Below are 25,200 nucleotides of genomic sequence, written 5' to 3'. Positions count from 1 at the left end.
ATGGCGACAGACGCGTGGGCACGCTACGCTTTGCCCACCCTACGAGGTCTCACTCCGTGGCGATCACCGTGAGTGCCGTAGGGTGGGCAAAGGCGCGAAGCGCCGTGCCCACGATCCTTGCGATATGGCGACAGACGCGTGGGCACGCTACGCTTTGCCCACACTACGAGATCTCACTCTGTGGCGATCACGGTGAGCTCCGGCCACAGCGCTTTCCAGCGCGCGGTTTTTATCGCGTAACTCGCCGCGGAAAAATTCGGGCTTGGATTCGGCCGCGCGATCAGCCCTGCGACATCGTCAAAGCCGTGCGGCGCATAGACTTCGTAGCCATCGTGCGTGCGCCGGACGCCGACCTGCGTGTTCTGCGTCAGAAAGCGATCGATGCCTTCGCGCGAGCTTCTCAGCGGCGGATAGGGCAGGCCGTGCTTGGCGGGATACCATAGATGCACGCGGGCCTGGTTGCGGATCTCGACCTTGACGCCGAGATGCGCGAGCCGCGCATGCAGCCTGCGGATCACCGCATCCTCTGCCTCCCACGAGATGTCGGGATCGAAATAGAACACGTCGTAATCGGCGATGCCGTGATCGATCGCGCGGCGCGTGAGCACGTTCCACACGGTCTGCACCAGGCATCCGGAAACCAGCCATGCATCCGGCAGCCCGAGGCGATGCAGTTCATCGACGATCGCGACGTTGACGGGATTTCTCAGCGCGAGCGCGAGGAATTCGTCACGGTTCATCGTCGTGCAGTGAGGTGACTTAATGCACCGCGGTGAAGAACCGTGCCAGCCTGAATCCGGACAGCCAGGTCCACACCGGCTGGCCGCGCATGCCGAGATCCCAGGAGCCGAGCACCGCATCCGCACGGCCGATCAGATTGTCGATCGGCAACAGGCCGACGCCGCCGGACCGCAGCGGCACGCGGCTGTCGGAGGAATTGTCGCGGTTGTCGCCGAGCACGAAGAGATGGCCCGCCGGCACCGTCACCTCCTGTGTATTGTCGAGCGGCCCGTTGTCGCGCATCTTGAAGATCAAATGCGAGACGCCGTTCGGCAGCTTCTCGACATAACGGTAGGCGGGCTCGCTGCCGCCATTGTCGTCCTCAGCCGCACCGACGCCGTCCGGCTTGAGCTCGGCAGGCCGGTCGTTGATGAAGAGCTGGCCCTGCCGCATCTGGATGCGATCGCCGGGCAGACCTACGACGCGCTTGACCCAGGCTTGCGAACGATCGCCGGGCCAGCGAAACACCACGACGTCGCCCTGCTTCGGCGTCTCCGCGAATACGCGGCCGCTCTCGGGCAGGCTGATCTGAATCGGCAGCGACGAGGTGCCGTAGCCATAGGGAAATTTCGAGGCGAGCAGCGCATCGCCGATCAGCAGCGTGGGCTCCATCGAGCCCGACGGCACGTAGAACGGCTCGGCGAGCGCGCCCTTGGCGATGAAGACGGCGGCGACGATGCCGGCGAGCTGAACGAGCTGCCCGCCCCAGCCGCTGCTTTTCCGCTTGGGGGTGACAGTGACCTTTTCTTCCACGCTCATGCGCCCGTTCCACCCACCGTGATGCGTTCCATCAGCAGCGAGGGCTGGCCGACGCCGACAGGCACGCCCTGGCCGTTCTTGCCGCAGGTGCCGATGCCGGTATCGAGCGCAAGGTCGTTGCCGATCATGCGGATGCGATGCAGGTCGGTCGGCCCGTTGCCGATCAGCATGGCGCCCTTCAGCGGCGCGCCCAGCTTGCCGTTCTCGATCTTGTAGGCCTCGGTGCACTGGAACACGTATTTGCCCGAGGTGATGTCGACCTGGCCGCCGCCGAAATTCGCGGCGAAGACGCCATTCTTCACCGAGGCGAGGATCTCGGCCGGATCGCGGTCGCCCGCGAGCATGTAGGTGTTGGTCATGCGCGGCATCGGCACATGGGCATAGCCCTGACGGCGGCCGTTGCCGGTCGGCTTCATGTTCATCAGGCGCGCGTTCTGACGGTCCTGCATGTAGCCGACCAGGACGCCGTCCTCGATCAGCACGGTGCGATTGGTCGGCGTGCCCTCGTCGTCGATCGACAGCGAGCCGCGGCGCGAGGCCATGGTGCCGTCGTCGACCACGGTGACGCCCTTGGCCGCGACCTGCTGGCCCATCAGGCCGGCAAATGCAGACGTCTTCTTGCGGTTGAAGTCGCCCTCGAGGCCATGGCCGACCGCTTCATGCAGCATCACGCCGGGCCAGCCGGCGCCAAGCACGACATCCATCTCGCCGGCCGGCGCCGGAATCGATTCCAGATTGACCAGTGCCTCGCGCAGCGCGCCGTCGGCGGCGTCGCGCCAGTTCTTGCTCTCGATGAATTCGGCATAGCCGGCCCGGCCGCCATAACCCTTGCTGCCGCTCTCCTGGCGATCGCCCTGGCCGGCGACGACGGAGACGTTGACGCGCACGAGCGGGCGGATGTCGCGATAGCTCTCGCCGTCAGGCCGCAGGATTTCGACCACCTGCCAGGTCGCGCCGAGGCTGACGCTGACCTGCCGTACCCGCGGATCCTTGTCGCGCAGGTAAGCGTCGATCTCGGCGAGCAGTTTGACTTTTGTCTCGAAGCCCGGCGCGTCCAGCGGGTTGTCATCGCTATAAAGCCGCACGTTGGTGTGCGCTGGCGGGGCCGCAAAGCTGCCGGAATAGCCGCCGCGCACGGCCGCGACCGCGTCCGCAGCGCGAATCAGCGCGGGGAGCGACACGTCGGAGGAATGCGCGTAGCCGACCGCGTCGTCCTTGACCGCGCGCAGGCCAAAGCCTTGCGAGGTGTCGTAGGTCGCCTGCTTCAGACGCCCATTGTCGAACATCAGCGCTTCGGTCTGGCTGTATTCCAGGAACAGCTCACCGTCGTCGGCGCCGGCGAGCCCGCGCGCGACCTCGTTGCGAATCTGGTCGCGATCGAGATTGGCGCGGTCGAGCAGGGAGGTCGTGGCAGGGTTGGTCATGCGTCCGTCCATTAGCGGAAGATGTGGGGCAAGATAATGGTTTCCCGCCGGTTCCGCGAGGGGGCGGGCCGTCACATTACGGAAACGATAGGTGCGGCAGGGACGCTTGTCGAAACGTGCCGCAAGCGTCAATCCATCACCGTCATCCTTCGAGGCTCGCACGGCAGCGCGACTGTGCTGCCGAACTGTCGCCTCCAGCGACAATGGCGTCGCCATTGCGCGGGGATGACGGGATTGAGAACGAACGATCGGACGCCACCCCTACGGCAGCTTGTCATAGCCCTCGCCGAGCCCGTTCAGGCTGAGCGGGAAGCCGATGCCTTCTTCCGGGGTCTCGAAGATGATGAAGGTGGCGGTCTTGGCGGCGCGGAGCTGGCCGAGCAGCTTGTCGTCCATCACCACCTCCGCCACGCAGCCATTGGGCAGGCATCTGACAAAACCGGCGCGGCCGACGTCCTGGTTGTCGAGCTTGAGGCCGAGGCCGGAGGGCAAGAGGACCCCCAGGGGCGCGACCACGCGCATCAGGCGGCTCTTCTGGTCGGCGGTCTTGAGCACGATCACGGTCAGGCCGGCATTGGAGCGGTCTTCCGCCACCACGCTCTGGATCAGGGCGCATTGCTCGCTCTGGGCGCCTGGCGGGGTGTCGCAGCGGATCTGCCAGTCGCCATGGACGGAGCGGACCGCGCCCTGCGCATGGGCGAGGCCATGAAGCGCCAGAAGGACGAGCGCAGCCAGCAGGCTGGCCAGCGCGGGGAGGCGGTCAAGCTGCCTTGTCGCCGGCCTTGCCATCGATTTCGAAAGCCCCATCGGGTCGGTCCCTCTGCTCGCCTGGGTCGCTCGCGCTTGGCGGCCTAATCTGGCGGACTGATACGGGAATGACGGCGTCTTGAAGGCGATTCCCAAGCAAATTCCACGCCGCCCCGCGCCGCCGCCGCCCGCACGAATCAGGTTCCTGCGCGGCCATCTGCCAGTGCCTACCGCGGGCAATTCCGCTGTCAAGCGGCAGCGTCCCGGGAAACGGTATTTTTGTCTGATCTTACTAGGAAATATCCTGCGGGTGATCGCTGGCAGATCAGGCTCAAGACTGCATTGCGATAGATCAAGAATTATGGTTTGAGAGGCTTGATTTCGGCGTTCTAGCGATCTGGCCCCAATTCCTCTTAGAGGTATTCTTGCGCGGCGGTTTGTCAGGCGGGCGGATCGAATAAGCGTTTCCCGGACATAGGGCGGCGCACTTGGGGTGACTTCGTAAGGGGAGCGCGAACGGCATGAGGATGTCGATGGGCCGGATGGGCCGGCAGTTGCTGGGATTGGCCGTGGCGGGTCTGACGCTGGCTACGGGCGGTGCGGCATTCGCCGAGCTCGGGCAACCGGCGCCGTGGGAGTGGACGCTCCAGCAATCCGCGTCCCCGGTGATGGACAACATCATTTGGTTCCACAACTTCCTGTTTGTGCTGATCACGCTGATCACGCTGTTCGTTCTGGCGCTGCTCGTGGTCGTGGTCGTCAAGTTCAACGCGCGGGCCAATCCGGTGCCGTCGCGCACCACCCACAACACGCTGATCGAAGTGGCCTGGACGCTGGTTCCGGTGCTGATCCTGGTCGGCATCTCGGTGCCGTCGTTCCGACTTCTGTTCCTCGAGCTCGACGTGCCGAAGGCGGATATCACCATCAAGGCGACCGGCAAGCAGTGGTACTGGTCCTATGCCTATCCCGATAACGGCAAGTTCGAGTTCGACTCGCTGATGGCACAGGACAAGCAGCCCCGGCTGCTCGGCGTCGACAACGAGATGGTGGTGCCGGTCAACAAGGTGATTCGTGTCCAGGTCACCGGCGCCGACGTCATCCACGCCTTCGCGCTGCCGGCTTTCGGCGTCAAGATCGACGCCATTCCGGGGCGGCTGAACGAGACGTGGTTCAAGGCCACCAAGACCGGCATGTTCTACGGCCAGTGCTCGGAGCTCTGCGGCAAGGACCACGCCTTCATGCCGATCGCGATTCGCGTCGTGGAGGACCAGGAGTTCGCCTCCTGGGTCGAGACGGCGAAGAAGAAATATGCGAGCGGCGGCACCAGCACCTACGCCTCCGCGGCCGGCCCGACGCAGTAAGCGTCGGGGAACGGCTTGAGGGACTGAAAGCGACATAAGGGCGGGACCTCCCAAGGTCCGAATGGGACGCAAGGCAGGATTTGAAAATGGCAACGAGCGCAGCGGCACACGGCGATCACGCCCACGGACATGACGAGCATGCCCATCCGACCGGATGGCGCCGCTATGTCTATTCGACCAACCACAAGGACATCGGCACGATGTACCTGATCTTCGCGGTCATCGCCGGCGTCATCGGCGCCGCGATGTCGATCGCGATCCGTGCCGAGCTGATGTATCCGGGCGTGCAGATCTTCCACGAGACGCACACCTATAATGTGTTCGTGACCTCTCACGGCCTGATCATGATCTTCTTCATGGTCATGCCCGCGATGATCGGCGGCTTCGGCAACTGGTTCGTGCCGCTGATGATCGGCGCGCCCGACATGGCGTTCCCGCGCATGAACAACATCTCGTTTTGGCTGCTGCCGGCTTCCTTCGGCCTGCTCCTGATGTCGACCTTCGTCGAGGGCGAGCCCGGCGCCAACGGCGTCGGCGCCGGCTGGACCATGTACGTGCCGCTGTCGAGCTCCGGCCATCCGGGCCCGGCCGTCGACTTCGCCATCCTGTCGCTGCATCTGGCGGGCGCCTCGTCGATCCTCGGCGCCATCAACTTCATCACCACGATCTTCAACATGCGCGCGCCGGGCATGACCCTGCACAAGATGCCGCTGTTCGTGTGGTCGATCCTGGTGACGGTGTTCCTGCTGCTGCTGTCGCTGCCGGTGCTCGCCGGTGCGATCACCATGCTGCTCACCGACCGCAATTTCCACACGACGTTCTTCGCGCCCGACGGCGGCGGCGATCCGGTGCTGTTCCAGCATCTGTTCTGGTTCTTCGGCCACCCCGAGGTGTACATCCTGATCCTGCCCGCCTTCGGCATGATCAGCCAGATCGTCTCGACCTTCTCGCGCAAGCCCGTGTTCGGCTATCTCGGCATGGCCTACGCCATGGTCGCGATCGGCGGCATCGGCTTCGTGGTCTGGGCGCACCACATGTACACGGTCGGCATGTCCAGCGCGACGCAGGCCTATTTCGTCGCTGCGACGATGGTGATTGCCGTTCCGACCGGCGTAAAAATCTTCTCCTGGATCGCCACGATGTGGGGCGGCTCGATCGAATTCCGGGCACCGATGATCTGGGCGGTGGGCTTCATCTTCCTGTTCACGGTCGGCGGCGTCACCGGCGTCGTGCTGGCGAACGCCGGCGTCGACCGCGTGCTGCAGGAGACCTATTACGTTGTCGCGCACTTCCACTACGTGCTGTCGCTCGGTGCGGTGTTCGGGATCTTTGCCGGCTGGTACTACTGGTTCCCGAAGATGACGGGCTACATGTACAGTGAGCCGCTGGCCAAGGCGCACTTCTGGGTCACCTTCATCGGCGTCAACCTGGTGTTCTTCCCGCAGCACTTCCTCGGCCTGTCGGGCATGCCGCGCCGCTATGTCGACTATCCCGACGCGTTCGCGGGCTGGAACCTGATCTCGTCGCTCGGTTCCTACATCTCCGGCTTCGGCGTGCTGATCTTCCTCTACTGCGTGGTCGATGCCTTCATGAAGAAAGTGCCGGCGGGCGACAATCCCTGGGGTGCGGGCGCGACCACGCTGGAATGGACGCTGCCCTCGCCGCCGCCGTTCCACCAGTTCGAAGTGCTGCCCCGCGTGCAGTAAGCAATCTCCCGCGGCGCCCATGACGGGCGCCGCGGCTCTGTAACGAAGCGAGTTGAATTTAGTGTCCGTCCTCGACCACAACGCCCTCGACATCAATCCCCGCATCTCCGAGGCGGAGGTCGGCGACTACATCGCGCTTCTGAAGCCGCGGGTGATGTCGCTGGTGATTTTCACCGCGCTGGTCGGGATGGCGATGGCGCCGGGACACTTCCATCCCGTGCTCGCGTTCACCTCGCTGCTCTGCATTGCCGTCGGCGCCGGCGCCTCCGGTGCGCTCAACATGGCGCTCGAAGGCGACATCGACGCCAAGATGTCGCGCACGCAGAACCGGCCGATCCCGCGCGGCCGCATCACCCGGCCCGAAGCGATGGCGTTCGGCATGACGCTGTCCTTCTTCTCGGTGATGACGCTCGGCATCCTCGTCAACTGGGTCGCGGGCGCGCTGCTCGCCTTCACCATCTTCTTCTACGTCGTGATCTACACGATGTGCCTGAAGCGCTGGACCGCGCAGAACATCGTGATCGGCGGCGCCGCCGGTGCGCTGCCGCCGGTGGTGGCCTGGGCCGCCGTGACGGGCACCGTCGACGTCGAGCCGCTGCTGCTGTTCGCCATCATCTTTTTCTGGACGCCGCCGCACTTCTGGGCGCTGGCGCTGTTCCGCTCCGACGACTATGCGCGCGCGGGCATTCCGATGCTGCCCAACGTCGCCGGTCCCGATGCGACGCGCCTGCAGATCCTGCTCTACACCATCGTGCTGATCGCGGTCGCCGCCGCGCCCTGGGCGCTCGGTTATTTCGACGCCGTCTACGGCATCGTCTCGCTGATCCTGGGGACCGGCATGCTGGCGCTCGCGATCAACGTCTATGTGCGCCGCGAGCGCAGCCAATCGCTGCGCGCGACCCGCAAGCTGTTTGCCTTCTCGATCCTCTATCTGTTCGCGCTGTTCGCGACCCTGCTGGCCGAGGTCGTGTTCCGGGCACTGGCTCCGATGGTTGGGGGCGCATGATCACAGCGATGGCCGACAAACCTGAGACAGACGGAATCGTCCTCACCGAGGCACAGAAGAAGAGCCGTCGTCAGCGCTCCATTGCCATCGCTTTGGCGCTCGGCGTGCTCGTGGTGCTGTTCTTCGCCGTGACCATGGTCAAGGGACCGGCAGTTCTCGTGCGGCCGATGTAGGAAACATGGATCACGAGCCGACCATATCGCGGGATCAGGGCCGGACGGCCAGCAAGGGGCGTGCGCCTTTTAGGGGCCTTGGCCGCGATGCGCTGGTCGCCTCGATCTGCGGCGGCGTGGTCGCGCTGATGGTCGGTGCCTCCTACGCGGCGGTGCCGTTCTACAACTGGTTCTGCCGTGCCACCGGTTTCAACGGCACGACCCAGGTTGCGACCTCCGCGCCGGCCACCGGCCCGATCGCGCGGAAGATCTCGGTGCGCTTCGATTCCAATGTCGCGCCCGGCCTGCCCTGGAAATTCGAGCCGGAGCAGAACGAGATCGAGGTCAATATCGGTCAGGTCACGACTGTCTTCTACACCGTGACCAACCAGGCCGCGCGCACCACGGCCGGGCAGGCTGCCTACAATGTCGCGCCGCTGACGGTCGGCTCCTATTTCCAGAAGATCAACTGCTTCTGCTTCACCGAGCAGACCATGGCGCCCGGCGAGAAGCGCGAGATGCCGGTCGTGTTCTACGTCGATCCCTCGATCGCCAGCGACCCCGAGAACGACGGGCTGAACACGATCACGCTGTCCTACACCTTCTATCCGGTGAAGGATCCGGTGGTGAAACCGCTGGCATCGGGCCAAGACGACAAACGCAAGGGAAATCTCTGATCGCCGGGCTCGCGCTCGGGAGGTCGGAAACGAGGGGATAAGTGCCTCATAGGCACGGGATTGAGGAGAGAGACCGCAAATGGCAACGGCGCACACCAAGCATCACGACTATCACCTGGTCGATCCCTCTCCGTGGCCGGCGGTCGGTTCGCTCTCGGCCTTCATCATGGCGGTCGGCGCGATCGCCTGGATGCACCACATGTTCTCGGCCGCGCCGATCGTGTTCGGCGTCGGCACCGTGGGCGTGCTCTACACCATGGCGAGCTGGTGGGGCGACGTGATCAAGGAAGCCCAGTACAGGGGCGACCACACCCGCGTCGTGCAGCTGCATCACCGCTACGGCATGATCCTGTTCATCGCCTCCGAGGTGATGTTCTTCGTCGCCTGGTTCTGGGCCTATTTCAACGCGGCGCTGTTTCCGGCCGACGCCGTCCACGCCACCCGCGATGCCGTGTTCGGCTGCGGCCTCGGCACTCAGGCCGGCGCCTGCGCCGTGCCGGGCACCTGGCCGCCGAAGGGCATCGAGACTTTCGATCCCTGGCACCTGCCGCTCCTGAATACGCTGATCCTGCTGACCTCGGGCACCACCGTGACCTGGGCGCACCACGCGCTGCTCGAGAACGATCGCCAGGGTCTGAAGTATGGCCTGATCCTCACCGTCGTGCTCGGCGCGCTCTTCACCTGCGTGCAGGCCTATGAGTACAGCCACGCGGCGTTCTCGTTCGGCGGCAACGTCTATGGCGCGACCTTCTTCATGGCGACCGGCTTCCACGGCTTCCACGTGCTGGTCGGCACCATTTTCCTGCTGGTGTGTCTGATCCGCGCCTATGCGGGCCACTTCACGCCGACGCAGCATCTCGGCTTCGAGTTCGCCGCCTGGTACTGGCACTTCGTCGACGTGGTCTGGCTGTTCCTGTTCCTCTGCATCTACGTCTGGGGACACGGCGCCGAGACCATGGCCCACGGCGCGCACTGAGCCGCGACGATGAGATCAGAAAGGGCGGCCGCAGGGCCGCCCTTTCGCTTTTGGGCCGCCGGAGGCTTCGCCGAAACTGTGATAGAGTCCGCCATCATGAACGACACCGCCGGCAAACCCGAGCCCGAAACCACCGTTCTGCAAAGCGCGCTGCGCGGGCTTGCCTGCAGATGCCCGCGCTGCGGCCAGGGCAAGCTCTATGCGGGCTTCCTGACGCTCGCGCCGGCCTGCGACCGCTGCGGTCTCGACTTCGCCTTCATCGATACCGGCGACGGTCCGGCGATCTTCATCATCATGCTGGCCGGTGGGATCGTTGTTGCGGCCGCACTCATCGTCGAGGTCAAGTACCAGCCGCCATACTGGCTGCATGCGGCGCTGTGGTTGCCACTGATCCTGGCCACCACGCTCTTGCCGCTGCGTGCGATGAAGTCGCTGTTGATCGCGCTGCAATTCCACCACAAGGCGACACCGGGCCGGTTGGTCGACCGCGCGAAATGAACGAGACTGCGCGCACGCCCCGCGTGGCCGGCTTCGCGCTGTTCACGCTGTTCCTGACAGCCGTCTTCGTCGCTCTCGGCGTCTGGCAATTGCAGCGCCGGATCGCCAAGCACGAGCTGGTCGCGGCGCTCACCGAGCGTCTGGCGGAGGCGCCCGTCGCGCTGCCGCCGCCGGCGCAATGGGCTGCACTCAATCCCGCGCGCGATGAATTCCGCCGAGTCAGCTTCACCGCGGCTTACGCAGCGCTGCCCGATGCGATGGTCTATTCCTCCGGCTCGGCGGTGCGCAGGGACGCCTCCGGCCCGGGCACCTGGGCGTTCCTGCCGGCGCGGCTTCCCAGCGGCGAGACGGTCGTGATCGATGCGGGCTTCGTCGAGAACACGATGCAGGACCGCAGCGTCGAGGACCGCGCGGTGAAGAAGCTTGTCACTGGGCAGCCGGTCATGCTCACCGGTTATCTGCGCTTTCCCGAGCCGTCCGGCTGGCTGACGCCGGCAGAGAATCGCGACAAGCGGCTCTGGTTCGTGCGCGATCATCTGGCAATCGCAGGCGCGCTCGGCTGGGGCGCGGTTGCGCCGTTCTATGTCGACCTCGAGCAGCCGGCGCCCGAGAACGGCATTCCGCGCCCGGGCCCGCTGGACGTGCATCTGAAGGACGATCACCTGCAATATGCCATCACCTGGTTCACGCTCGCAGGCGCCGTGCTGATCGCTTTCGCCGTGTGGGCAAGAGGCCGGCGGCAGAGCTGAGCCGTCGAAGGTCCCCAAGGGGGGAACCCGGTATCGCCCGGGGTTTATTATTCAGTGCACATTCACGAGTGTGGTCCTAAGCCGCCGGTGGTTTCCCGCGGCAGACAGGATTCCGGCGTGAGCGATTTCGATCAGATGGGAATTGTCGTCGACTGGGTGGACGCCTGCCGGAAGGGCGACCTCACGACGTTGCTCGACCTCTATGCGGACGACGCCCAGGTCGAATGCACGTGTAACGGCGCGCAGCGCTATCACGGCCGCAGCGAGCTCGAAGCCTATTGGCAGCCGCGGCTCAGTGCCTTCTCCTTGGCGGGTTTCGGGCTGGAGGAGATCGGCCCCGTGCCCCATGGCGTCGATCTCGAATATTCCGTCGCCGGCACGCTGCGCATTCGCGCCTCGTTTCGCTTCAGCCCGGAAGGCAAGATCCGCAGCACGCTGTGCGAGCCGGCGCGACAGAACGCGCACGACGGCTGTTGTGCATGCTAGCCGCCGACCGGCACCTCGCGTGCCGGTTCGGCCGGAAGGCGGCAGCGTACATAGGTTCGCTCATCCACGCGCAGCAGTGACAACGATCCGCTGAGCGCGCGCACGCGCTCATGCATGCCGGTCAGGCCACGGCCGAAGACATTGTCGGCGGGAAAGCCGCCGCCGTCGTCGGAGATCTCGACGATGAGCGCCTCGCCGCTGACGGTCGCCTGGACATGGGCGCTGCTGGCCTTGGCGTGGCGCAGCACGTTGGTCAGTGCCTCCTGGATCACCCGATAGATGGTCCGAGCCAACGGCCCGTCGATCACGTTGAGATCTGGATCGATCGTATCCGTCAGGACGATATGCGGTGCCTGCTTGCGAAAGTTCCGGAGCAGCGTCTGCACGCTGGTCGCAAGGCCCAGCTCCTCGATGTAGAGCGGCCGCAGTCGGTCGAGGATGCGGCGGTTGGTCTGCTGGAGCGCCTCGACCGATTGCAGTACCTGCTGTGCCGAGTTGCCGAGATTTCCCACCGGCGGCGAGGCTTCGATCAGCGCGATCGTACCGGCGCGGATGCTGAACAGCAGCGGTCCGAGCTCGTCGTGCAATTCGCGGGCGAGATCGCGCCGCTCGTCGTCCTGGAGCGACACCAGGCGGTGCATCAGATCGCGATTGTCCTGGCTGAATTGCGCAAGCGTGGCAGCCAGCGCATTTGCCTCCGCACAACTCTGCCGAACCTCCGGCGGCCCTGCGACCGGGATCGGCTTTGCGTAGTCGCCACGCCGCATCCGCGTCAGGCCCTCACCGAGCTGCTGCAGGGGACGCAGGGCAGATCCCGCGAAGACGTAGGCGATGATTCCAGTGAGCACCGTCAGCACGGCGACGAGGCTGGTCAGGGCCAGCAAGCCGATCCATTTCTCGAACAGGTCGGCCGTGAGGTCCGGCAGGAACACGATATCGCCGATACGTCTGCCATCGATCAGCACCGGGGCCGCAACGTCCGTGCCCGGTACCATAAGCAGGTTGACGAACCACTGCGGCACCCCTTGCAGGTTGCGCGTATCGTTCCTTGGCGAACGCACGGGCGCGCCTTCCGCGGAACGGAATTGGATGTCCGAGGAGGTGGTCAAGGATTGGACAAAGGCGTCAAGCATCTTCTGCGGATTGTCCGACGCGCGCAAAGTGTTGTTGAGTGCGGTGGCGATCGTTCGGGTCGAACGTCGAGCGGGCTCGTTTTCGTCGGCCAGCTGGCTGGTTGCGAATATCTGGAGCAGCACCCCGCCCAGGATCAGGGCTGCGAGAAAGCTCGCGCCGAGCGGAAGAAACAGTTGCGTTCTGAACGAGAGCCGTTGCCACATTAGGTCAATTCTAACGCGCATCGGCGGGATTTGCTCTTTCCATTTGTTCCCGCCGGTTTATGAGTCAAAAAAAGCGAGTGCGCGATGCAAGATACCGCCAAGCCGGGGACCCGGGTCCTCATCGTCGATGACCATCCCGTGGTGCTGTCCGGTTGCCGCACCCTGTTCGCTTCGGACCAATCGATCCGTATCGACGAGGCGACGGACGCCAAATCCGGGCATCGCGCCTATGTCAGCAAGCGGCCCGACGTCACCGTGATCGACATCAGCCTGCCCGATGTCTCGGGCTTCGAGCTGATGCGACGCATCCGCAAGGACGATCCCGACGCCAAGATCATCATGTTCAGCATGAACGACGATCCGGCTTTCGTGGTGCGGGCAGTCGAGCTCGGGGCGCAGGGCTATGTCTCCAAGGGCGATGATCCCAGGATCCTGCTGAAAGCGGTGCGCAAGGTGGTCGCTGGCGACAATTTCATCTCACCGCAGCTTGCGGAAGCCGTGACGTTTTCCGGCGCGGCGATCAAGGCCAACCCGGCCTCGCAGATGACGCCGAGGGAACTCGAAATTCTCCGCCTGCTCGGACGCGGCGACAAGATCGTGGAAGTCGCCGAGGCGCTTGGCATCTCCTACAAGACGGTCGCTAACACCACGTCCCTGCTCAAGCAGAAGCTGGGGGCCAAGAACCATTCCGACCTGATCAGGATCGCGGTGGAAATCGGGATGAATTGACGTCGCCGGCACCGACCGGCGGGCACCGAGGGACACTGGCGGCCCGGACGCACCGAACCGGCTACTCCAGGATGCAGCCGGTTCGGCGGGACGGATCGGTGTCAGCGTGCAGCCGGGCAATGCATGGACACCGCCGACACCCATCCGCGGACCCAATGAGCCGAGGTGGCAATCGTTCCGGTGCTATCCGAAACTCGGGTCAAAACGGCACTCTGCGGTGCGAATTCGCTCGAACGGGCTCATGAAGCTGGGGCGTTTCGGGAAAAATAGGAACATCTTCCCGCATCCGTCGTTTTCGCCCTTGACGATTTCGTGACGGGCGACGAAAGCTTGGCTGACAAGGTTCAGCGGGCGGCGACCCGATAGAGGCAAACTGGTCTGCACACATCAACGACAGACCTTCCAAGAGAGGGCTGCGGCGCCGCCGCAGCCCTTTTTGCTGGGCCCTGTGCAGTTGGGAAGCGGTTTCCCGTTGCCACAAAACACTTTATGGTGGCCCAAAGCCTCTGGCTGTTAACAAGTAATTTCGTAAAATCAAAGGCTTAAGGATCGCGCTCAGGCCCGGTCGGCCTTTGGAGGGCAGTTTGACTCGTTATATCTCGACCCGGGGCGAGGCCCCCGAACTCGGCTTCTGCGACGTGATGCTGACCGGGCTCGCCCGGGATGGCGGCCTGTACGTGCCGGCCACTTGGCCGCAGCTCTCCACTGATGCCATCGCCGGCTTCTTCGGCCGTCCCTATTGGGAGGTCGCGGTCGACGTGATTCGTCCCTTCGCAGGCGGCGAGATCACCGACGCCGAACTCGGCCGCATGGCAAACGAGGCCTACGCAACCTTCCGCCATCCGGCGGTGGTGCCGCTGCGCCAGATGTCGCCGCACCAGTTCGTGCTGGAGCTGTTCCACGGTCCGACGCTCGCCTTCAAGGACGTGGCGATGCAGCTGATCTCGCGGCTGATGGACCACGTGCTCGCCAAGCGCGGCCAACGCACCACCATCGTGGTCGCGACGTCAGGCGATACCGGCGGCGCGGCGGTCGAAGCCTTCGCCGGCCTCGAGAACGTGGATCTCATCGTGCTGTTCCCGCACGGCCGCATCTCAGAGGTGCAGCGGCGGATGATGACTTCGACGGGCGCGGTCAACGTCCATGCCCTCGCCATCGAGGGCAATTTCGACGACTGCCAGGCGCTCGTGAAGGGAATGTTCAACAACCATCGCTTCCGCGATGCGACCTCGCTTTCCGGCGTCAATTCCATCAACTGGGCGCGCATCGTGGCCCAGGTCGTCTACTATTTCACCTCCGCCGTTGCCGTCGGCGCGCCGGCGCGCGCGGTGGATTTCGTCGTGCCGACCGGCAATTTCGGCGACATCTTTGCCGGCTATGTCGCCAAGCGCATGGGCCTGCCGGTGCGGACCCTGCGCATCGCCGCCAACGTCAACGACATCCTGGCGCGCACGCTGAAGACGGGGATCTATGAGGTGCGCGAGGTGCACGCGACGGCGTCGCCGTCGATGGACATCCAGATCTCGTCGAATTTCGAGCGACTGCTGTTCGAGGCCGGCCGGCGCGATGCGGCAAGCGTGCGCCGTCTGATGGATTCGCTGAAGCAGTCAGGTCGTTTCGTGCTGCCCGATGCGACGCTGGCCGCAATCCGCGAAGAGTTCGACGCCGGCCGCGCCGACGAGACCGAGACCGCGGCTGCGATCCGCGCCGGCTGGCGCGAGGCAGGCGAGCTGGTCGATCCCCATACGGCGGTGGCGCTCGCTGTCGCCGATCGCGACACCACCGACACGAGGGTGCCGAGCATCGTGCTCTCCACCGCCCATCCGGCCAAATTCCCCGATGCTGTCGAAGCGGCCTGCGGCCAGCGGCCGCAATTGCCGGCCTGGCTCGACGGATTGATGACCAAATCCGAACACATGAAGGTGATGAAGAACGATCAGGCCGAGATCGAGCGGTTCGTGCTGTCGGTCAGCCGCGCCGCAAAGCAAGGAGTTGCCGGATGAGCGTCGAGATTTCCAAGCTTGCCTCCGGCCTGACCGTCGTCACCGACAAGATGCCACACCTGGAGACCGCGGCGCTCGGCGTCTGGGCCGGCGTCGGCGGACGCGACGAAAAGCCGAACGAGCACGGCATATCGCATCTGCTTGAGCACATGGCGTTCAAGGGCACGACCAAGCGTTCCTCGCGCGAGATCGTCGAGGAGATCGAAGCGGTCGGCGGCGACCTCAATGCCGGCACCTCGACCGAGACCACGTCCTATTATGCGCGGGTGCTGAAGGCCGACGTGCCGCTGGCGCTCGACGTGCTCGCCGACATCCTCGCCAATCCCGCCTTCGAGCCCGACGAGCTGGAGCGCGAGAAGAACGTCATCGTGCAGGAGATCGGTGCCGCGCAGGACACTCCCGACGACGTCGTGTTCGAGCATCTCAACGAGCTCTGCTATCCCGACCAGCCGATGGGTCGCTCGCTGCTTGGCACGGCCAAGACGCTACGCGCCTTCAATCGCGACATGCTGCGCGGCTATCTCTCGACGCATTATCGCGGGCCCGACATGGTGGTGGCGGCGGCCGGCGCGGTCGATCACGAGCAGGTGGTCGCCGAGGCCGAGAAGCGTTTTGCGAGTTTCGAAGGGACGCCGGGCCCGAAGCCGCAAACCGCTCAGTTCGGCAAGGGCGGCGCCAAGGTGGTGCATCGCGAGCTGGAGCAGGCGCATCTGACGCTGGCGCTGGAAGGCGTGCCGCAGAGCGATTTGTCGCTGTTCTCGCTTCAGGTCTTCACCAACATCCTTGGCGGCGGAATGTCGTCGCGCCTGTTCCAGGAGGTGCGCGAGAAGCGCGGTCTCTGCTACTCGATCTACTCGTTCCACGCGCCTTATACGGATACCGGCTTCTTCGGCCTCTACACCGGCACCGATCCAGCCGATGCGCCGGAGATGATGGAGGTCGTGGTCGACATCATGAATGATTCGGTGGAGACGCTGACCGAGGCCGAGATCGCGCGCGCCAAGGCGCAGATGAAGGCGGGCCTCCTGATGGCGTTGGAGAGCTGCTCGTCCCGCGCCGAGCAGCTCGCCCGTCATGTGCTGGCCTATGGCCGGCCGCAGACGGTCGAGGAGCTGGTGGCCCGGATCGACGCCGTCAGCGTCGAATCGACCCGGGACGCCGCGCGTGCCCTGCTGTCGCGGAGCCGGCCTGCCGTTGTCGCATTAGGCAGCGGCAGGGGTCTGGACACGGCGGTGTCTTTTGCGGAAGGATTGACCCGGGCACGTGCCAAGGCGCGGCTGCATTAGGAGCCGCGCACGGGCTGATCTGCCCCGGGAAGCATCACCATGGCCCTCTTTCGCCTGCCGTCCAGTGGACCCGCCGCCCTCGCGCCGCGCGGCAACGGGCTGTTGTTGCGTGCGCCGCAGATGTCGGATTTCCTGCAATGGGCGCATTTGCGCGAAACCAGCCGCGACTACCTGACGCCCTGGGAACCGATCTGGCCGTCTGACGATCTCACCCGTTCCGGCTTCCGCCGCCGTCTGCGCCGCTATTCCGAGGACATCGCCGCGGACCGTTCCTATCCCTTTCTGATCTTCCGCGAGCTCGATGGCGCCATGGTCGGCGGCATCACGCTGGCCAATGTGAGGCGCGGTATCGTGCAGGCCGGCACCATCGGCTATTGGGTCGGGCAACCCCATGCTCATCGCGGCTACATGACGGCTGCGCTGCGGGTCCTGCTGCCGACGCTGTTCGGCGAGCTCAACCTGCACCGCGTCGAGGCGGCCTGCATCCCGACCAATGCGCCGTCGATCCGGGTGCTGGAGAAGTGCGGCTTCTCCCGTGAGGGGCTGGCGCGCCGCTATCTCTGCATCAACGGGATCTGGCAGGACCATTTGCTGTTTGGCCTTCTGCACGAGGATTTCCGCGGCTGAGCCGCCCGATTCGTGCAGCCAAATCCCCCTTTTTGCTGCCTTGGGTTCGCCGATTTTGACGATATAACGCGCAGGTCTACCGGCGATCGGCCGGGGATTTTGTCATGGAGTACGGGCTTTGATGGTGAAGCAGCTTCGGTCATCGCGGAATGTGCTGCGGCGGATGCCGGCGATCGCGCTGGCATTGTCGGTGTCGTGCGCAGCGGTTTCGCCGGTGGCGGCGCAGTCATTGACCGACCGCTTCAAGAGCCTGTTCGGCGGCAAGTCCGATGAGCCGGCCCAGCCCAAACCGCCGCCTGCGCCCGGCCAGCCGGCCGAAGACGACCTCGATTGCCCCCAGGTTACGGTGCGCGCGGGGGCCTCGACCTACGCGGTTGGCGCCACCGGCAAGCCGGCCGTTGGCAATGAAATCCGTTTCCAGGCCTCGATCACCAAGATGGCGCGCGAATGTGCCCGCAGCAGCGCCGGCATCACGGCGCGGATCGGCATCCAGGGCCGCGTCATCGCCGGTCCCGCCGGTGCGCCTGCCTCCGTCGAGGTGCCCCTGCGCATCGCCGTTGTGCAGGGCGGCGTTGGCGAGAAGGTGATTGCCTCGAAGGCCTACCGGACCACGGTCGACATGACGGAGGGCGGCAGTGTGCCCTTCACCTTCGTTGTCGAGGATATGACCTATCCGGTGCCGTCAGCCGCGACCGCCGATTCCTACATCTTCTATGTCGGCTTCGACCCGCAGGCGCTCTCGCCCGAACCGAAGGGGCGGAAGAAGAAGTAGGAAAAGTCGCGCGACATCTCCACTGTCATTGCCCGCGAAGGCGGGCGATCCAGTATTCCAGAGGCAGTCGTGCTTGAACCGAAAAGCCGCGGCGTACTGGATGCCCCGCCTTCGCGGGGCATGACGTCGGATGTGTGGCTACAGACCGGCCAACAAAAAAGCCGGCGCTCATCGCGCCGGCTTTTTGATTGGTGAAGGCCAAACCCTCAGTTCAGCTTCTGCCTGACTTCGGTGATGCCCTTGGCGAGCAGATCGTCGGCGACCTGGCCCTTGACCGACTGCGACAGGATCGTGGAGGCGGCCTGGACGGCGGCTTCCGCGGCAGCGGCGCGGACATCGGCCAGCGCCTGGGCCTCGGCGAGCGCGATCTTGCTCTCTGCGGTCTTGGTCCGGCGGGCGACGAAGTCTTCCATCTTCGCCTTTGCGTCGGCTGCGATGCGCTCGGCTTCGGCCTTGGCATTGGCGATGATGTCGGCAGCTTCGCGCTCGGCCGTGGCACTGCGCGCCTTGTAGCCGGCGAGCACCTTGGCCGCTTCCTGCTTGAGGCGCGTTGCGTCGTCGAGCTCGGCCTTGATGCGGGCGGCACGATGGTCGAGCGCAGTCATCGCCGACTTGAAGACCCCGAGATAGCCGAACACGACCATCAGGATCACGAAGGCGATGGCGACCCAGGTTTCAGGATCGAAGAACATCTCGACTACCCCTTCAAGGACGCGTCAACGGCAGCACCGACCGAGGCCGCATCCGGAACGATGCCGGTGAGCTGCTGCACGATCTGACCTGCCGCATCGGCCGCGATGCCGCGGACGTTGCTCATGGCGGTGGCGCGGGTCGAGGCGATGGTCTTCTCCGCCCCGGCGAGCTTGGCCGCCAGTTGTTCTTCCAGCGACTTGCGTTCGGCTTCCGCCTGCGCATTCGCCTTGTCGCGGGATTCGTTGCCGATCGCCTGTGCCCGCGTGCGCGCCGAAGCGAGCTCGGTTTCATAGGCCTTCAGCGCCGCGTCGGACTGGTCCTTCAGCGACTGCGCTTCGGCGAGGTCACCCTCGATCTTGTTCTGACGCGCCTCGATCGCACCGCCGACCTTCGGCAGAGCGAGCTTGGACACGATCACGTAAAGCAGGACGAAGAAGATCGCGAGCGACACCAGCTGTGAAGCGTAATTGCTGCTCTCGAACGGCGGAAACCCGCCACCGTGGTGACCACCGTCAGCCTCGGTGTGAGCGCCCGCCGCCGGACCTTTTGCGCCGCCATGACTTTCAGCCACGGAGTTCTCCTGTTGCTGTCACACGCGCCGTCCCATCGGAATGGAACGGCGCGAAAAACGTCGTCCTCAGAGCGGAACGAACAGCAGCAGCAGCGCGATCAGCAGCGAGAAAATGCCGAGCGCTTCGGTCACGGCGAAGCCGAAGATCAGGTTGCCGAACTGGCCCTGAGCTGCCGAGGGGTTGCGAACGGCTGCGGCGAGGTAGTTGCCGAAGATCACGCCGACGCCGACGCCCGCGCCGCCCATGCCGATGCATGCGATGCCCGCGCCGATAAGTTTTGCTGCTGTCGGATCCATTTTAGACTCCTTGGAGGAAAGATTGGGTTGTGGGTGGGAAATTCCCCGGACCGCTCAGTGTCCCGGATGAATGGCGTCGTTGAGGTAGATGCAGGTCAGGATCGCAAACACATAGGCTTGCAGGAACGCGACCAGAATCTCCAGCGCGTACAGCGCGACCGTGAGGGCCAGCGGCAGCACGCCGCCGACCCAGCCGAGGGCGCCGAGCGAGAAGCCGAGCATGGCGACGAAGCCCGCGAACACCTTCAGCGCGATGTGGCCGGCCAGCATGTTGGCGAACAGACGGACGCTGTGGGAGACCGGCCGCAGGAAGAACGACAGGATCTCGATGAACATCACCAGCGGCAGGATGTAGCCGGGGACCCCGTGGGGCACGAAGATCGAGAAGAACTTCAAGCCGTTCTTGGCGACGCCGTAGATCAGCACCGTGAAGAAGACGAGGAGCGCGAGCGCTGCCGTCACGATCAGATGGCTCGAGATCGTGAAGGTGTAGGGGATGATGCCGACCAGGTTCGAGACGCAGATGAACATGAACAGCGAGAAGATCAGCGGGAAGAACTTCATGCCTTCCGCGCCGGCCGTAGAACGGATGGTCGAGGCGACGAATTCGTAGGAGATCTCGGCGACCGACTGCAGGCGCCCGGGAACCAGCTGCGTGCCGCTGGCGAGCATCAGGATCGAGATGATCGCGACCGCCACCAGCATGTAGAGCGACGAATTGGTGAAGGCGATCGTGTGATTGCCGATATGGCCCAGCGTGAAGAGAGGCTCGATGTTGAACTGGTGGATCGGGTCGATTTTCATCAGCGCGGCATCTCTTGTCTGCCGGGCGATGCCGGCGGGTCTCGGTCTGCCGGCCGGGCCGGCCCGTACCGGCGAAGCCGGCACGATCATTCCTCTCTTGGTGGGACGGCTTACGAACCACCGCGTCTGTTTTGACCCGCGCCCGCCGTTCTCACCACATTCACCACGCCGGCGACGAAGCCTAGCAACAGGAACACGATAAACCCGAAAGGCGACGTCGACAGCAAGCGGTCGAACCCCCAACCAATCCCCGCCCCGACAACGACCCCGGCGATCAACTCCGAGGATAACCGGAAACCAAGCGCCATCGCCGAGGCTCTGGCCGCTCTGTCTTCACCGTCACCTGCGGGTTGCTCGGTCTTGATCCGTCGGTCGCGAAATTCGGACAACCGCTGATCAAGATTTCCGAGCCGTTCGGAAAGCGCAGCTTCCTCGGACGATTTATCGCGATCTCCATTCTCGCCGTGCCCCGTGCCCTGTGTCATGCAACGAAGACCCGAAACGCCGCGGCTGAATGGAAATTACGCCCGCCACCCTCAAAAGCCGCGCGGACCATACTGATGGCCCATAATCAAGTCAAGCCAAGTCACGATTGCGTCGCTTTCGGTTATGTAACTGATTTATTTGATGATATTGACGTGCACGGCAGCGCTGCACACAGCGTGACGCCGCACCGCAGCAGCTCGCCTCATGATCGGCGAATGCGGCCGCCCTTTCGCCGCGCTGGCGGGATCAAAGACATCGCCGCGATCGTTGATGTCGGTGCGCGTTTTGGGCGGCGGATCGTCTCACCGGGGTGTAGAATTTGCCAGATTGCCACCTTCACGTCGTGGCGGAGAGCGCGATGAGACCCGTGAGGTCATCCACAACATCCTGGCTTGCGGCGGCGGCATTTGCCGCGGCGATGGCCCTCAGTGGCGGTCTCGAGGCCGCGCAATCGGCGCCCGACAGCGAAAATGGTCGCTACAGCATGACGCCGATTCCCGAAGGCGTGCTGCGGCTCGACACGCGCACCGGCACGGTATCGACCTGCACCAAGAACGGCGCCGGCTGGGCCTGCTACGCGGTGCCCGACGAACGGACGGCGCTCGACGCCGAGATCGGGAGGCTCCAGGCCGAGGTCGAGAGGCTGAAGGGGCAGCTCGCGGCGGGCCCGTCGGTGTCGGGCAAGATCGACGAGGCGCTGCCGAAATCCGACCCGTTGAAGAAAGCCGAGCCCAAGGCCGCCGAGGGCGAGCGCAAGATCGAGATCCCGCTGCCGAGCGATCAGGACGTCGATCGCATGATGTCGTTTCTGGAAAAGGCCTGGCGGCGGCTGATCGACATGGCCAACCGCATCCAGAAGGACGTGTCGGGGAGGATTTGATGAGCTGCCGCAGGGTGGGCAAAGCGACTTGTCCGCCGTAGCTCGAAGAGCGAAGGCGGAAGCGTGCCCACCACTTTTAATGATCGGGAAAGATCGTGGGCACGGCGCTTTGCGCCTTTGCCTACCCTACGGCAGCTTTCTGAACTGAGAGACCTTTCATGACACCAGTCAAATCCCTCACGCGCTCGGCAGCATCGTCCGTGCAAACCACCACGATCGCTTCGTCATTGCTGACCGTGCAGACGTCGGGCCGCGGCTTCACTGATCTCACCAGCGAAGCCGCAAAATTCGTCGCCGAGGCGCACGCGCGCGAGGGCGCGCTGACGCTGTTCATCCGTCATACCTCGGCCTCGCTGACGATTCAGGAGAACGCCGATCCTTCCGTGCTCGTCGACCTCACGACGGCGCTGTCCCGGCTCGCGCCGGAAAATGCGGGGTGGACCCACGACACCGAGGGACCGGACGACATGCCGGCCCACGTCAAGACGATGTTGACCGGAGCCTCGCTTCAGGTCCCGGTCCTGAACGGCAGGCTCGCACTCGGCACCTGGCAGGCGATCTATCTGATTGAGCACCGCAAGCGCCCGCACCGGCGCGAGGTGGTGCTGCAATTCGTCGGCAGCAATCAATAGAGCGTTTTCGAGCGAAGTGGGCGCCGGTTCGCGTCAAGAAAACGCGTCAAAACAAAAAGCTCCCATAAAAAACCGGCCGCGGGAAGCCGCGGCCGGTTCGTGTTGGTTGAGATCGGTGCCTACGATCAGGTCGCCTTGATGTCGACGTCCTTGGTCTCGGGTAGGAAGAAGAAGCCGATCACGACGGTAATCGAGGCGAAGATGATCGGGTACCAGAGGCCGGCATAGATGTCGCCGGTCGAGGCCACGATGGCAAAGGCCGTCGCCGGCAACAGGCCGCCGAACCATCCGTTGCCGATGTGGTAGGGCAGCGACATCGAGGTGTAGCGGATGCGGGTCGGGAACAGTTCGACCAGCATCGCCGCGATCGGGCCGTACACCATGGTGACGAACAGCACCAGGATGAACAGCAGGCCGACGATCGCCGCCACCTGCGGGCGGAAGATGTCGAACGGATGCGCCATCTTCACGATCCCGGCGTCGCCCGCCTTCGGATAGCCAGCTGCCTGCACTGCCGCAAGGACGGCAGGGTTGCTATCCTTGGCGTTGGTGTAGGCAACCTCCTTGCCGTTGACCATCACCTTCACGCCCGAACCGGCCGCACCTGGCGTGGTCGAGTACTTGACCGACGATTGCGACAAGTAGGCGCGCGCGGTGTCGCACGGTGCGGTGAAGACGCGGGTGCCGACCGGGTTGAACAGGTCGCCGCAGCCCGCGGGATCGGCCACCACGTCGACCTTGACCGTCTCGATGGCCTTTTCCAGCGCCGGGTTGGCGTTGCTGGTGATCATCTTGAAGATCGGGAAGAAGGTCAGCGCCGCGATCAGGCAGCCGCCGAGGATGATCGGCTTGCGGCCGATCTTGTCGGACAGCATGCCGAACACGATGAAGAAGCCGGTGCCGAGCAGCAGCGACCAGGCGATCAGCAGGTTGGCGGTGTAACCGTCGACCTTCAGGATCGATTGCAGGAAGAACAGCGCGTAGAACTGGCCGGTGTACCAGACAACACCCTGGCCCATCACGCCGCCGAGCAGCGCGAGCAGCACGAGCTTGCCGTTCTGCCAGTTGCCGAAGGCTTCGGTCAGCGGCGCCTTCGAGCTCTTTCCCTCGTCCTTCATCTTCTGGAAGATCGGGGATTCATTGAGGCGAAGCCGGATCCAGACCGAGATGCCGAGCAGCAGCACCGAGACCAGGAACGGAATGCGCCAGCCCCAGGCCGCGAAGTCGGCCTCGCCAAGGGCGGAACGGGTGAACAGGATCACCAGCAGCGACAGGAACAGGCCGAGAGTCGCCGTGGTCTGAATGAAGGAGGTGTAGTAGCCGCGCTTGCCGTTCGGAGCATGCTCCGCGACATAGGTCGCCGCGCCGCCGTACTCACCGCCGAGCGCCAGGCCCTGGGCGAGGCGCAGCGCAATCAGGATGATCGGAGCCGCGATGCCGATGGTCGCTGCGTTCGGCAGCAGGCCGACGATGAAGGTCGAGAGGCCCATGATCAGGATGGTGACGAGGAAGGTGTATTTGCGGCCGACGATGTCGCCGACGCGGCCGAACACGATCGCGCCGAACGGACGCACCAGGAAGCCGGCTGCGAACGCGAGCAGCGCGAAGATGTCGCGGGTTGCCGGCGGATAGGCCGAGAAGAACTGGGCGCCGATGATGCCGGCCAGTGAACCATAGAGGTAGAAATCGTACCACTCGAAGACGGTACCGAGCGAGGAGGCGAGAATGACGAAACGTTCGTCCTTCGTCATCCCTCCCGCGTTTGCTTGAGATACGGCCATTGTCGACATGTTGAGTCGCTCCCCGAAATGCGTTTCCTCGCGCCCCAGACGTCCGGACATGCCGGATCAACCCAGGTCTTGCCCGCAAGGTAACATCGGCGTGAAACCCGCCCCAATACGACTTTCGGCCTTGCGCACTGACGTGCAGCTGACGTCCGGTATCGGGCGCCGGCCTTCAGTCACGGCGACGTCCGGATTAACCCCTTTGCAGCAAAGGGATAATGTGCACTTGCATGCCACGGCCGCTCGGGGAAGAATTGGACAAACCCGGGATCTGTCCGCCGGCCCACGAACGACAGCAAGAGAACGATGAACGCTCCCTCGACCCATCTCGTCATCGCCGATGACCATCCGCTTTTCCGCGACGCGCTGCGACAGGCGGTGGCCGGCGTCCTGACCTCGGCCCGAATCGACGAGGCCGGATCGTTCGAGGATCTGACCAAGCTCCTGGAACAGACCTCGGACGTTGACTTGATCCTGCTCGACCTCTCGATGCCCGGGATCTCAGGCTTCTCCGGCCTGATCTATCTGCGCGCGCAATACCCGGCGATCCCGGTGGTCATCGTTTCGGCTTCCGACGACAGCGCCACGATCCGCCGCTCGCTCGATTTCGGCGCCTCGGGCTTCATTCCGAAGCGTTTCGGCGTCGAGACCTTGCGTGACGCCATCCTCAAGGTGATGGAAGGCGATGTCTGGGTTCCCGCCGACACCGACCTCTCGGCTGCGGCCGATCCCGACATGACGCGCCTGCGCGACCGCCTGGTGACGCTGACGCCGCAGCAGGTCCGGGTCCTGATGATGCTGTCGGAGGGACTCCTCAACAAGCAGATCGCGTATGAGCTCGGGGTCTCCGAGGCCACCATCAAGGCACATGTCTCGGCGATCCTGCAAAAGCTCGGTGTCGAGAGCCGCACCCAGGCGGTGATCGCAGCCGCCAAGATCGCCGGGGGCCAGTGGAAGCAGGGCACCCCCACGGGGTGA

At 64.6% G+C, this 25,200-nt stretch carries 28 protein-coding genes; 17 read left to right on the top strand and 11 right to left on the bottom strand.

The genetic code is table 11. The features are described from left to right. Window positions 1-173: 173 nt before the first annotated feature. The 4 genes from IVB26_RS35235 to IVB26_RS35220 form a co-directional block, all read right to left on the bottom strand. Window positions 174-740 (bottom strand): nucleotidyltransferase family protein, encoded by a 567-nt coding sequence (locus tag IVB26_RS35235; protein ID WP_247969525.1) that lies wholly within the window; start codon window positions 738-740, stop codon window positions 174-176. A gap of 19 nt (window positions 741-759) precedes the next feature. Then, entirely contained in the window at window positions 760-1,539 is a 780-nt protein-coding gene (lepB, locus tag IVB26_RS35230) for a signal peptidase I (RefSeq protein ID WP_247969524.1), read from the bottom strand. Next, complete coding sequence (tldD, locus tag IVB26_RS35225) at window positions 1,536-2,963, bottom strand: metalloprotease TldD (RefSeq protein WP_247969523.1); 1,428 nt, start codon at window positions 2,961-2,963, stop codon at window positions 1,536-1,538. The genes lepB and tldD overlap by 4 nt, the downstream gene beginning before the upstream one ends. A 261-nt stretch (window positions 2,964-3,224) precedes the next feature. Next, window positions 3,225-3,770 carry an invasion associated locus B family protein gene (locus IVB26_RS35220; protein WP_247969522.1) on the bottom strand — a complete coding sequence of 182 codons (546 nt, stop codon included), beginning with the start codon at window positions 3,768-3,770 and terminating at the stop codon, window positions 3,225-3,227. Between the two features lie 461 nt (window positions 3,771-4,231). Here IVB26_RS35220 and coxB point away from each other — a divergent pair, with 461 nt between their 5' ends. The 9 genes from coxB to IVB26_RS35175 all read left to right on the top strand — a co-directional run bounded on the left by coxB (window position 4,232) and on the right by IVB26_RS35175 (window position 11,321). Continuing rightward, a complete protein-coding gene (gene coxB, locus IVB26_RS35215; RefSeq protein ID WP_247969521.1) occupies window positions 4,232-5,071 on the top strand; it encodes a cytochrome c oxidase subunit II in 840 nt (279 codons plus the stop codon). Window positions 5,072-5,157: 86 nt separating this feature from the next. Then, window positions 5,158-6,777, top strand: a complete 1,620-nt coding sequence (gene ctaD / locus IVB26_RS35210) for a cytochrome c oxidase subunit I (protein WP_247969520.1) — start codon at window positions 5,158-5,160, stop codon at window positions 6,775-6,777. A 61-nt stretch (window positions 6,778-6,838) separates the two neighbouring features. After that, complete coding sequence (locus tag IVB26_RS35205) at window positions 6,839-7,783, top strand: heme o synthase (protein ID WP_247969519.1); 945 nt, start codon at window positions 6,839-6,841, stop codon at window positions 7,781-7,783. Beyond that, a complete protein-coding gene (locus tag IVB26_RS35200; protein ID WP_063197888.1) occupies window positions 7,780-7,956 on the top strand; it encodes a hypothetical protein in 177 nt (58 codons plus the stop codon). Before IVB26_RS35205 ends, IVB26_RS35200 begins: the two co-directional genes overlap by 4 nt. Before the next feature lie 5 nt (window positions 7,957-7,961). Then, entirely contained in the window at window positions 7,962-8,612 is a 651-nt protein-coding gene (locus IVB26_RS35195) for a cytochrome c oxidase assembly protein (RefSeq protein ID WP_247969518.1), read from the top strand. A gap of 79 nt (window positions 8,613-8,691) precedes the next feature. Further along, complete coding sequence (locus IVB26_RS35190; protein ID WP_247969517.1) at window positions 8,692-9,588, top strand: cytochrome c oxidase subunit 3; 897 nt, start codon at window positions 8,692-8,694, stop codon at window positions 9,586-9,588. A gap of 96 nt (window positions 9,589-9,684) precedes the next feature. Continuing rightward, window positions 9,685-10,086 carry a DUF983 domain-containing protein gene (locus IVB26_RS35185; protein WP_247969516.1) on the top strand — a complete coding sequence of 134 codons (402 nt, stop codon included), beginning with the start codon at window positions 9,685-9,687 and terminating at the stop codon, window positions 10,084-10,086. Continuing rightward, complete coding sequence (locus IVB26_RS35180; RefSeq protein ID WP_247969515.1) at window positions 10,083-10,835, top strand: SURF1 family protein; 753 nt, start codon at window positions 10,083-10,085, stop codon at window positions 10,833-10,835. Before IVB26_RS35185 ends, IVB26_RS35180 begins: the two co-directional genes overlap by 4 nt. 117 nt (window positions 10,836-10,952) lie before the next feature. Then, window positions 10,953-11,321, top strand: coding sequence for a nuclear transport factor 2 family protein (locus tag IVB26_RS35175; RefSeq protein ID WP_247969514.1), 369 nt, complete (start codon window positions 10,953-10,955; stop codon window positions 11,319-11,321). Here the strand turns inward: IVB26_RS35175 and IVB26_RS35170 are convergent. After that, entirely contained in the window at window positions 11,318-12,658 is a 1,341-nt protein-coding gene (locus tag IVB26_RS35170) for an ATP-binding protein (protein ID WP_247969513.1), read from the bottom strand. The genes IVB26_RS35175 and IVB26_RS35170 overlap by 4 nt on opposite strands. 84 nt (window positions 12,659-12,742) lie before the next feature. Here IVB26_RS35170 and IVB26_RS35165 point away from each other — a divergent pair, with 84 nt between their 5' ends. The 5 genes from IVB26_RS35165 (at window position 12,743) to IVB26_RS35145 (ending at window position 18,075) form a co-directional block, all read left to right on the top strand. Beyond that, window positions 12,743-13,387, top strand: coding sequence for a response regulator transcription factor (locus IVB26_RS35165; RefSeq protein WP_247969512.1), 645 nt, complete (start codon window positions 12,743-12,745; stop codon window positions 13,385-13,387). A gap of 584 nt (window positions 13,388-13,971) precedes the next feature. Then, on the top strand, window positions 13,972-15,390 hold the full coding sequence (gene thrC / locus IVB26_RS35160) for a threonine synthase (RefSeq protein WP_247969511.1): 1,419 nt from the start codon (window positions 13,972-13,974) through the stop codon (window positions 15,388-15,390). Then, window positions 15,387-16,676 (top strand): M16 family metallopeptidase, encoded by a 1,290-nt coding sequence (locus IVB26_RS35155; protein ID WP_247969510.1) that lies wholly within the window; start codon window positions 15,387-15,389, stop codon window positions 16,674-16,676. The genes thrC and IVB26_RS35155 overlap by 4 nt, the downstream gene beginning before the upstream one ends. Window positions 16,677-16,715: 39 nt before the next feature. Continuing rightward, window positions 16,716-17,303, top strand: a complete 588-nt coding sequence (locus IVB26_RS35150) for a GNAT family N-acetyltransferase (protein WP_063197874.1) — start codon at window positions 16,716-16,718, stop codon at window positions 17,301-17,303. Between the two features lie 121 nt (window positions 17,304-17,424). Further along, a complete protein-coding gene (locus IVB26_RS35145) occupies window positions 17,425-18,075 on the top strand; it encodes a hypothetical protein (protein ID WP_247969509.1) in 651 nt (216 codons plus the stop codon). A 206-nt stretch (window positions 18,076-18,281) separates the two neighbouring features. Here IVB26_RS35145 and IVB26_RS35140 read toward each other — a convergent pair whose 3' ends face one another. The 5 genes from IVB26_RS35140 to IVB26_RS35120 all read right to left on the bottom strand — a co-directional run bounded on the left by IVB26_RS35140 (window position 18,282) and on the right by IVB26_RS35120 (window position 20,925). After that, on the bottom strand, window positions 18,282-18,767 hold the full coding sequence (locus IVB26_RS35140; protein ID WP_247969508.1) for a F0F1 ATP synthase subunit B family protein: 486 nt from the start codon (window positions 18,765-18,767) through the stop codon (window positions 18,282-18,284). A 5-nt stretch (window positions 18,768-18,772) separates the two neighbouring features. Then, window positions 18,773-19,339, bottom strand: a complete 567-nt coding sequence (locus tag IVB26_RS35135; protein WP_247969507.1) for a F0F1 ATP synthase subunit B family protein — start codon at window positions 19,337-19,339, stop codon at window positions 18,773-18,775. Between the two features lie 66 nt (window positions 19,340-19,405). Beyond that, complete coding sequence (locus IVB26_RS35130; protein ID WP_247969506.1) at window positions 19,406-19,636, bottom strand: F0F1 ATP synthase subunit C; 231 nt, start codon at window positions 19,634-19,636, stop codon at window positions 19,406-19,408. 54 nt (window positions 19,637-19,690) lie between these two features. Then, on the bottom strand, window positions 19,691-20,440 hold the full coding sequence (locus IVB26_RS35125) for a F0F1 ATP synthase subunit A (protein WP_007605089.1): 750 nt from the start codon (window positions 20,438-20,440) through the stop codon (window positions 19,691-19,693). Between the two features lie 110 nt (window positions 20,441-20,550). Next, window positions 20,551-20,925: an AtpZ/AtpI family protein gene (locus tag IVB26_RS35120; protein WP_246919050.1), complete on the bottom strand. Its 375-nt coding sequence runs from the start codon at window positions 20,923-20,925 to the stop codon at window positions 20,551-20,553. Window positions 20,926-21,284: 359 nt separating this feature from the next. On the opposite strand from IVB26_RS35120, the gene IVB26_RS35115 reads away from it, so the two are divergent. After that, entirely contained in the window at window positions 21,285-21,806 is a 522-nt protein-coding gene (locus IVB26_RS35115; protein ID WP_247969505.1) for a hypothetical protein, read from the top strand. A gap of 158 nt (window positions 21,807-21,964) precedes the next feature. Beyond that, window positions 21,965-22,438, top strand: coding sequence for a secondary thiamine-phosphate synthase enzyme YjbQ (locus IVB26_RS35110; protein ID WP_247969504.1), 474 nt, complete (start codon window positions 21,965-21,967; stop codon window positions 22,436-22,438). A 125-nt stretch (window positions 22,439-22,563) separates the two neighbouring features. Here IVB26_RS35110 and IVB26_RS35105 read toward each other — a convergent pair whose 3' ends face one another. Further along, on the bottom strand, window positions 22,564-24,189 hold the full coding sequence (locus IVB26_RS35105; RefSeq protein ID WP_247969503.1) for an MFS transporter: 1,626 nt from the start codon (window positions 24,187-24,189) through the stop codon (window positions 22,564-22,566). A gap of 339 nt (window positions 24,190-24,528) precedes the next feature. On the opposite strand from IVB26_RS35105, the gene IVB26_RS35100 reads away from it, so the two are divergent. Beyond that, the gene (locus IVB26_RS35100) at window positions 24,529-25,200 is read left to right on the top strand and encodes a response regulator (RefSeq protein WP_018316334.1); all 672 of its coding nucleotides are present in this window, start codon (window positions 24,529-24,531) and stop codon (window positions 25,198-25,200) included.

Source organism: Bradyrhizobium sp. 195 (assembly GCF_023101665.1).
Classification (GTDB): Bacteria; Pseudomonadota; Alphaproteobacteria; order Rhizobiales; family Xanthobacteraceae; genus Bradyrhizobium.
Note: the sequence above shows the minus strand (reverse complement) of the source record. Positions and strands in the feature narration are given on the sequence as shown.